Source organism: Sodalis sp. (in: enterobacteria) (assembly GCF_051710625.1).
Classification (GTDB): domain Bacteria; phylum Pseudomonadota; class Gammaproteobacteria; order Enterobacterales; family Enterobacteriaceae; genus JBPESN01.
This window is the reverse complement of sequence record NZ_JBPESN010000107.1, coordinates 1-5,209: the sequence shown is the minus strand read 5'-3', so window position 1 is coordinate 5,209 and position 5,209 is coordinate 1. Positions and strand designations below refer to the sequence as shown.

8 protein-coding genes and 4 pseudogenes are annotated in these 5,209 nt (G+C 54.1%); 1 reads left to right on the top strand and 11 read right to left on the bottom strand.

The features are described from left to right. Positions 1–154: 154 nt before the first annotated feature. The 5 genes and pseudogenes from ACTBDU_RS15940 to ACTBDU_RS15920 all read right to left on the bottom strand — a co-directional run. Positions 155–490 (bottom strand): annotated as a pseudogene (locus ACTBDU_RS15940) (phage protein GemA/Gp16 family protein); the annotation flags it as partial. Positions 491–779: 289 nt separating this feature from the next. Continuing rightward, positions 780–962: pseudogene (locus tag ACTBDU_RS15935) on the bottom strand (3'-5' exoribonuclease domain-containing protein); the annotation flags it as partial. Positions 963–991: 29 nt separating this feature from the next. Continuing rightward, positions 992–1,168, bottom strand: a pseudogene (locus tag ACTBDU_RS15930) (3'-5' exoribonuclease domain-containing protein); the annotation flags it as partial. 122 nt (positions 1,169–1,290) lie between these two features. Further along, on the bottom strand, positions 1,291–1,488 hold the full coding sequence (locus ACTBDU_RS15925; RefSeq protein ID WP_438807156.1) for a hypothetical protein: 198 nt from the start codon (positions 1,486–1,488) through the stop codon (positions 1,291–1,293). Positions 1,489–1,806: 318 nt separating this feature from the next. Next, positions 1,807–2,356, bottom strand: a pseudogene (locus ACTBDU_RS15920) (DUF3164 family protein). A gap of 169 nt (positions 2,357–2,525) precedes the next feature. Here ACTBDU_RS15920 and ACTBDU_RS15915 point away from each other — a divergent pair. Next, the gene (locus ACTBDU_RS15915; RefSeq protein WP_438807155.1) at positions 2,526–2,672 is read left to right on the top strand and encodes a hypothetical protein; all 147 of its coding nucleotides are present in this window, start codon (positions 2,526–2,528) and stop codon (positions 2,670–2,672) included. A gap of 276 nt (positions 2,673–2,948) precedes the next feature. Here the strand turns inward: ACTBDU_RS15915 and ACTBDU_RS15910 are convergent, their stop codons facing one another. The 6 genes from ACTBDU_RS15910 to ACTBDU_RS15885 form a co-directional block, all read right to left on the bottom strand. Then, complete coding sequence (locus ACTBDU_RS15910) at positions 2,949–3,326, bottom strand: hypothetical protein (RefSeq protein WP_438807154.1); 378 nt, start codon at positions 3,324–3,326, stop codon at positions 2,949–2,951. 51 nt (positions 3,327–3,377) lie between these two features. After that, on the bottom strand, positions 3,378–3,677 hold the full coding sequence (locus ACTBDU_RS15905) for an AAA family ATPase (RefSeq protein ID WP_438807153.1): 300 nt from the start codon (positions 3,675–3,677) through the stop codon (positions 3,378–3,380). Between the two features lie 214 nt (positions 3,678–3,891). Next, the gene (locus tag ACTBDU_RS15900) at positions 3,892–4,047 is read right to left on the bottom strand and encodes a hypothetical protein (RefSeq protein ID WP_438807152.1); all 156 of its coding nucleotides are present in this window, start codon (positions 4,045–4,047) and stop codon (positions 3,892–3,894) included. Further along, the gene (locus ACTBDU_RS15895; protein ID WP_438807151.1) at positions 4,040–4,417 is read right to left on the bottom strand and encodes a Mu transposase C-terminal domain-containing protein; all 378 of its coding nucleotides are present in this window, start codon (positions 4,415–4,417) and stop codon (positions 4,040–4,042) included. Before ACTBDU_RS15895 ends, ACTBDU_RS15900 begins: the two co-directional genes overlap by 8 nt. Further along, positions 4,414–4,788, bottom strand: a complete 375-nt coding sequence (locus tag ACTBDU_RS15890; protein ID WP_438807150.1) for a hypothetical protein — start codon at positions 4,786–4,788, stop codon at positions 4,414–4,416. Before ACTBDU_RS15890 ends, ACTBDU_RS15895 begins: the two co-directional genes overlap by 4 nt. A gap of 56 nt (positions 4,789–4,844) precedes the next feature. Then, positions 4,845–5,039: a hypothetical protein gene (locus ACTBDU_RS15885; RefSeq protein WP_438807149.1), complete on the bottom strand. Its 195-nt coding sequence runs from the start codon at positions 5,037–5,039 to the stop codon at positions 4,845–4,847. Positions 5,040–5,209: the final 170 nt, after the last annotated feature.

Genomic DNA, 5,209 nt, shown 5'->3' with positions numbered 1-5,209 from the left:
CCGCGCAATCCCTTGCCGATGCGAAACGGCACTCCACCGAAATGACGAATAAGCGCCTCGGTGGCCGGAAAGCCTATCAGGCCGGCAATCTGCTGCACTGACTCCGGCAACAGCGCCTGCACCTCGGCGTTATCGGGCTGCAGCGACGGTTGCATCACGACCTCCCGTGCCGTTTGGCGTCCATAACCAGCATCTGCATCAGCTGGTGCACCTGCGCATCATCAAGCCATTCTATGGGCCTTTTTTCGCCCAGCATGCGCGCAACCATGCCATTGAGGTAGCCCCAGGGCCGCCCGGCGCTGACGAGCAGTGCCTCAATCTTGCTGAGAGCATCCCCTGACGTCCCGCTGCCACACGGGGCTTGCGGCCCTGTTTGGGTAACGTGGTTAAAGCCCTGGCTGCGCATACAGCGTAACACGCGCGCCAGCTCGGCGGCAGTGCAGTCTCTGGCGCTATTTTTAGCGGTCTCGCGCAGCAGAACGTCCCGGTAGGTCTCCTCATCCTAGTCGAGTTTATTTTTACCCGTATGCACCACTTTAATCAGATTTTTCATGAGTATCACTCCGAAGGGTCACCGCATGAGAGTGTCGTCCCGGCGAAGGTATCTCCCTCTCATCGAAGAAAGACACTGGGGGCAATAACCCCAGTGCGGGCAAGGCGCGCTTGCACTCGGCAAGCGGGTATTCGGTTACTGACGCATAAGACTGACTCTCATCAGGAAATAATCGTTGCCAGGCGGTCTGCGCTATCTTGACCTGGTGCAGGGCATCCGTCAGTGCCTAATGCTTTTCACCATCAAACGGGATGGTACGCACATCTATCCTCGACAGCCGCACCAGTGTGCGCAGGTCGGCGACATCCCAGAATGACCAGGGGTAACGGTCATTGCCCTGGTCGTCTTTTTGCGGGTCAACGCGGTCAAACCAGCTCTCCAGCAGGGGAATATTGAATACCGCGCCGTTACCCCAGGGCCGCGAGGTTTAGCGCAGTAGGTGGCGACAAAAGTCCGCAAGGCGCGCGCCACAACGTCGGGGCGCGCTTTACCGCCAAAAGCCTCGTGACGTGCCTTATCACTCTGTTTTTGCCACCATTGCAGGGTCTCGTCCTCTGGCTCACCGTATTTGAATGCGGCCTGATAATCGATACGCGCATAAAACGTCGATCCCAACCCGCCCCGTTGCCTGGTTCAAACATCATCACCACCACCGACAATATCGGGCAACCGGCTTTTTTACCCAGCGTTTCGCTATCGCGCATCACATTATTCATGGGTCTGTTCATCACTTGTCCTCAATGCTGTTTTTTATAGCGCATTACCGCCTGTTTCATTTGCTGGCGAATAACGTCTGAATAAATCATGCGTTGCCGGGCATCATAAAAACGCAGGCTGAAGGGCACTGGGACGAAGCATGACTCCTGCACCAGACTGCGGTTATTAAGATAATAAAGACAGCGATTGCCGCTATCCCCATATTCACATTTAATCACGCAATATAACATATTTATATCCTCCCGGGTGGGTTGAGAAAAACAGGCATGACGTTTATTTGGCGCAAGCCAGCACCGGCGGATTGACGCCATTCTAAAACAGAGTATTAATACATCATTTATTCAGCATTTCGGTGTCAGCCACAGAATGTTCGCAAAATAAAACGCTACATTAATTTCAACCTCCGTGCAGGTGATTAAATCTGTTGCCCTGTCCAGTGTTCTTATTAATGTACCTTCTTTTAAAATCCGGTTAAATTGATAAATAAAGTACGCGCCGACCGGATAGCATTAATTAAGCTGTTCTGCCTTCATGATTCATACCCCGGCGATATCCAGCGACAGCGGCCGATATTGCCCGGTCTTGTCGATGCGCTCATAAAGGCGGATATAGCTCTTGCTGCTGACCACCTGCACCGCTTCCGCCAGCGCATCCATCGCCCGCAACCAGCGCGGGTCGGTAATATCATGGCAACGCAACTGCAGAATACGGGCCGGATTAATATCACCGTTCTTATCGGTGGAAAACGCTTGGTCAATAATGGCCAGCAGCGCCGGTCGCGCAGGCTGCGTCCATTCCGCCATGCAATCATCAATTAACGCCTTGGCGGCCTGGATACGCTCATCAAAGGTAATGCGTCTTGCAGCGCGCGAATGACCTTGTAGCGGCCATCAAAGGAATACAGCGTCACATTGCCTTTTCTGCCGCCACGCTTCACCCGTATTGCTCAACCGACAGGTCAATCAATGCCTGGATATCGACAAATGCGCGGTGTTTAAAATCTCTCAATGCCTCATGCAACGGCCGGGCCCGTGCCAAAATAGCTTTGACCAGCGCGTCGCGCTCCTTATCAATGGGCTTTACCATGGCGTCGGGTATCAATGCGCCCTTGGCATCCTGCCAGTAACCGGCGGGCACCGTATTGTCATGTAAGTTAGTGGAGATGATGACCTCTCCTGTTAAATGTATTGGCAATAGAGCCTTTATTGATGGCCTCGAAATCAGCCTGGCACGATAATACGGTGGCAAGTGCATCGTGAATAAACTGGGCTTCCTTCTTTTCAACTTCACTGCCCGTACCGCTGGTATTGATATTTACATCAATGCCGATGTGGGTTTGCTAAACAATAATGTTCATTTCAATTGTTATGCTGACCTCAATATAATGATGCTGACCAAATAACCTTGTATCTATTTTTCATGAATACCACTTGCTTAAAACCACCCCGTGCGTTTTTGCTAACGGTGATATAATCCGCCTGACCCTTTTTTAATAATTGCTCACAGAGCGTATAATGTTTAATACAAATAACCGGCTTACAGTCATGCAATATCACGCCTTTTACACTCACGACTTTTATCGTTAAATACTGTATAACAACTTCTGCCCGCGTCATCGCAGCGATAAGATGATTGTTGGTCGATACCTCTCCATGATGGACTGACATACTTTTCTCCTTCAATGAATCAGCATTTCTGCATAGCGGTCGATTAACGTCACGGACATCCCCTGATTGCCGATAGCGCTTGTCCGGGTCACCCCACGCGCCAGTTTAAACAGGCGGCGATAATTGCCCTGTGAATGCTTGCGAAAGGCGGCGGCAATCTCGGGCGCCAGCGGCTCGCCCGATGCTTCACCGTTCGATAACAGACTGCCGAGAATGGCGCTGAAATCCTCGGTTTCGCTCTCTTTTCTGCGAGACGCCAGGTCTAACGCCATGCCCACCCGGCTATAGAGCTGGGCGTATTCCCCGCGTGAGCCTTTCAGATTGAGCAGCAGACGCGGCATGCCCGCCAGGACAATGGCCACCCCGGAACGGTCGTGAATGCGTCGCAAGACCTCAAGCGCCCTGTGGGGCAGCAGCTCAGCCTCATCAACCAGGACCAGTTAGTGCTTATCGCGCAGCCCCCCCTGTACGCACTCCTCGAGCAGATCATGGATATTACCGGTTTTCCGCAGACCCAGCCGGGCGCACAGCGCCTGCAATAACACCTTGGCGGTATAGCCGGGGTCGGCTTCAATCAGGATGACGCCTTTGTTGGCGCTGTTGGCGTGCACATACTCCTTCAGCACCATGCTTTTCCCCATGCCGGCCGGGCCGTATATCACACCGATATCGCTGAAGTCGTGCGTGGCACTAGTCAGGTCGAGCCCCACCCTGGCCAGATGGGTCGGCACAAAATTCACCTTGATGTCCCGCGGGGGGCGCGCTCTGTCTCACGGTCAAGAAAATCTCGCAGTGTGCCCTCGACGTTATCAATATTGCCGTTGTAAACCCCCTTTAAATATTATGAAATGGTCGCGCCGCTTAATCCGGTTTTATCGGCCACCTTGCGCTGGGTGTAGCATGACCGCGCCATCAGCTGGAAAATACGTTCTCGCGTTGTCATACAATATATCCTTACCGGTTATTACCGACCTGCTTGATATCGTGCTCATATTCGGATTCAAATAAATACACCTTGTCTTTTTCGGGTGCCGATACCTGGGGTATCAGCAGGCTGTAATCGCTCTCCCTGGGTGCATCAATCACCGGGCATAATTCGTCTTTATGCATCCTGCATTTTGCTTTCGGCGAGTTTAATGCAACGCTTGGCGCACGCTTCCAGCGCTTTTCCCACGCTGGAGACCGGCACCGGCGAGGCAGTATTGCCATTCCACAGCGCGGTACAGAGATAGGCCCCGCCCATCTGGCGAATAATCACTTCATTAGGATTATGGATATCGTAAGCCACCCGTACCGTCTGGCAGTCTACCTCAATCAGCTCCCTGGCAAAATACGGGTTATTCAGCAATTCAACCCAACCGCGCTGGGCCACGCGTTTTTCTTCCGGCATAAACATCTCGCGCAACTCGCCTGGCGTCAGGTATTCAATGTTGTCCTCTTTCTCAGCCAGCAGGGCCTTGCGGTAAGCGGCCGGCGTCATCGATTTACCGTTGACCCTTCGGTAGCGCGCCGTGCTCGTGGCTGTGGGTTATAGCGCTGCACCTCCTCCTCGATAGCGTCTATCAGCTGCCGCCAGCTGGGCAATATCGCCGGCGTCTTTTGCTGCGTGGCGTTCAGCTCCTTCCCCTGACGTAAGGCATTCGACAGACTCAGCAGTTTTTGCCCCTGCACCCGCGCCCCGTTGGGGTCAGCGCTTAGCCCGTTATAGGTCTGAAAGCGCAGGGCCCGCCTGCGTGGCAGCACGCCGTTCAGCTGCTCGATAATGCCCCGCGCCGGCGGGTTACCAGGGATACTGGTAATATGCTCAATACCCAGCCGGGGAAAAATCCCGGTGATATCCGCATCCAGCATCTTGTTGGTCTCGCCGCCGCGTTATCGAAGTAGGCAAACAGCGGCTTGCCGTGGTGCTAGATGGCATAACGCCACGCATCCGCTACCGCGATGGCGTTTTCTGCCAGTGACAGGCTCCAGCCCACCAGATAGCGGCTACGCCCGTCGAGCACCAAAGTCGACTCCGGGGTAAAAAGCCGCCCGTGTATCGGATGCGCCACTTTCATGTTCAGCGACTTGCCGTCGGCTATCCAGCAGCCATTTACCGGCATCTGCGCTCAATCCCGCTGCTGGTACACCTGATACACCTTGAGGGCCGAGCCGGTGACCCGGCCCTTGACCCTTCGATTGGGCGCAACCCGCTTGACCATGCGATTGACCTTGTCGTAGGTCGGCAGGGCCGCCAGCATGGCAGGCTGGTCATGGTATTTACTCTGCCAGT

Bases quoted from the DNA above. Each gene is read 5' to 3' on its own strand.
- ACTBDU_RS15900 (WP_438807152.1), bottom strand. From the start codon at position 4,047: ATGCATAAAGACGAATTATGCCCGGTGATTGATGCACCCAGGGAGAGC.
- ACTBDU_RS15895 (WP_438807151.1), bottom strand. From the start codon at position 4,417: ATGACGCCGGCCGCTTACCGCAAGGCCCTGCTGGCTGAGAAAGAGGAC.
- ACTBDU_RS15890 (WP_438807150.1), bottom strand. From the start codon at position 4,788: ATGCTGGATGCGGATATCACCGGGATTTTTCCCCGGCTGGGTATTGAG.
- ACTBDU_RS15885 (WP_438807149.1), bottom strand. From the start codon at position 5,039: ATGCCGGTAAATGGCTGCTGGATAGCCGACGGCAAGTCGCTGAACATG.